The organism is Lentilactobacillus farraginis DSM 18382 = JCM 14108, from assembly GCF_000583655.1.
Lineage (GTDB): Bacteria > Bacillota > Bacilli > Lactobacillales > Lactobacillaceae > Lentilactobacillus > Lentilactobacillus farraginis.
In genome coordinates this window covers 1-2202 of sequence record NZ_BAKI01000091.1, presented here as the reverse complement: position 1 = coordinate 2202, position 2202 = coordinate 1, and the positions used below count along the sequence as shown (strand labels likewise).

At 41.0% G+C, this 2202-nt stretch carries 1 protein-coding gene and 1 pseudogene; both read right to left on the bottom strand.

Annotation, left to right across the window (positions count from 1 at the left end; genetic code table 11):
• Positions 1-67: 67 nt before the first annotated feature.
• Positions 68-880, bottom strand: a complete 813-nt coding sequence (gene istB / locus JCM14108_RS13720; protein WP_051996241.1) for an IS21-like element helper ATPase IstB — start codon at positions 878-880, stop codon at positions 68-70.
• A 4-nt stretch (positions 881-884) separates the two neighbouring features.
• Positions 885-2098, bottom strand: a pseudogene (gene istA, locus JCM14108_RS13715) (IS21 family transposase).
• Positions 2099-2202 lie beyond the last annotated feature (104 nt).

Below are 2202 nucleotides of genomic sequence, written 5' to 3'. Positions count from 1 at the left end.
TTGTCAACGCCGATTAGAAAATGTCATTTTTTGCCGATTTAAAAATGCTGTTTTTTACCGATAAAATTTACAGTGTCTCGCTGCTCCTTTCTTTATTTTGTGAGCTGAAACCTGATAAATCAGGCCCAGAATTATCCTTCTTTTCAATCAAATGGTCTTTCATTCGATACGATCGACCGGTGATTCGAATGACTTTGGCATGGTGAACTAACCGGTCTAAAATGGCGTTAGCCAACATCTTATCTGAAAAAGTGGTTCCCCATTTAGAAAGCGGAATATTAGTGGTAATAATGGTCGATTTCCGTTCATATCGTTTTTCGATTAGTTGAAAAAACAGCTTAGCGCCCACTGACTCAATTGGGAGATAACCAATCTCGTCGATAATTAGAATTTGAAAACGGGCATACCGGCGCAGCACTTCTTCACTCCGACCTTGAACTTGTGCTGTTTGGAGTTTATTGATGAGATCACTGCACCGAATAAACTGCGTTGAAACTCCTTGCTTACACCCTTCAATGCCAATGGCGGTAGCTAGGTGAGTTTTACCGACACCGGAGGTGCCGATAAACAAAATATTCTGATTTTCTTGGGTGAATCTTAGCGATCCCAAGTCCTCAATTATCGCTTGGCTAATTCCTGGTTGATAACTAAAATCAAAGTCAGCTAACGTCTTTTCATATGGGAAGCGGGCTAGTTTAATTCTCAAATTGATCTTTTTTTGTTCTCGGTATTTAAGTTCGGCCGTTGTCAGTTCGAATAAAGCATCGCTTAAGGATTTCGGTGCTTCATCTTGGTGATCCAATAGGTAACCTAAATGTTCGGCGAAACGATCTAATTTTAGTTGTCTAAGGTTGGTATATAAAGCTTGATAGTTGGCCATTTCCTCACTCCATTTCATCAAACATCTTCAGGTTTCGGTCGACGTAATCATCAATGACCTGGTCATCACGATTCTTATAAAGGTCTGATCGGACGATTTCTTCCATGTCATCGCGGAGGTAATTAAATCTTTTCGGTGAAATAGGGTGAGAACGAATTAATTCTCCGCTATAATAAACGTAAAGAGTATTGTCATCGTGTTTAATTTGTACGGTTTCGTCAATATATCTGATAGGGACGGAGTATTTCCGATTTTGAAAGACAATCATTGATTCCTTGCTAACTTTCCTTGCGACGGTTTGGCTGGCATAGGCATCGAGTAGATCGTGATCAAAATCATGGAGATACTCTTTTTCTTTATCAAGTCGTAAATACGGGGGAATTTGCGTTGCCTGGGATTTTTCGTGATTCAGCTGATCACACGTTAAATGGACAATTTCGGCTAAGTCTAGCGGCTCTTCAAACTCATGATTGTACACTTTGATTCGCTGCGTAGTTCTAGCCAATGCCTCGACCTTCCCTTTGGTTTGTGGTCGAAACGGCCGACAAGCAATTGGCTTGAAACCAGCGTCCTTAGCGTATTCAACGAAAGTTTCATTGAATACTGGTTTCCCAAAATTACTTTTATGATGGTCAACGACAACCTTTTGGTTGTCAAACCAGATTTCTTTGGGCACACCTCCAGTTGCCAAAAACGCATTCGTTAAGCAATCAAAAAAAGTGGTTTGGCTGCGGTTAAAGGTAAATTGCATGTATTTCATTCGCGAGTAACCTAAAACGTATAAGAAGATGTTGCCTTTGACCACCTCACCATGTCGAGAAACTAACGTTAGGTCTTCTTTCCAATCAACTTGAGCCGAAAGCCCAGGCGACGTTTCAATTCGGATGGTAGCCTTTTTGGTTGTAGCTTTCTTGATGGTTCGACAATAGTCTCTGAGAATACTTTGTTTCCCTTGATAACCACGCTCCTTGATAAAGTAATAAATTGCGGTTGCCGAACAGCCTTCAAGCACCTTTTCCTCAATCGTTTTTCGATAGTTGTCAAGCTTACTTGGCCGCCGTGAGGAGTGTGGGTGCTCATTGGGGGGCGTAAGCCTAGATTGTAGTATCTTTTTACTGTTCGTGGATCAACACCATATCGCCGACCAAGTTCAGCGAAGTTGGGCTTTATTTTGTTCATAATATGTTGCTGGACACAGTGTTTAACATCTAAACGCATTGCCATTCCTCCAAATGTGAGATGCGTTTAGTTTACCGTAAAAAATGCTGGAAAACCGACATTTTCTAATCGGTATTTTCCAACATTTTACAATCGTTGCTGAC

Bases quoted from the DNA above. Each gene is read 5' to 3' on its own strand.
- istB (WP_051996241.1), bottom strand. From the start codon at position 880: ATGGCCAACTATCAAGCTTTATATACCAACCTTAGACAACTAAAATTA.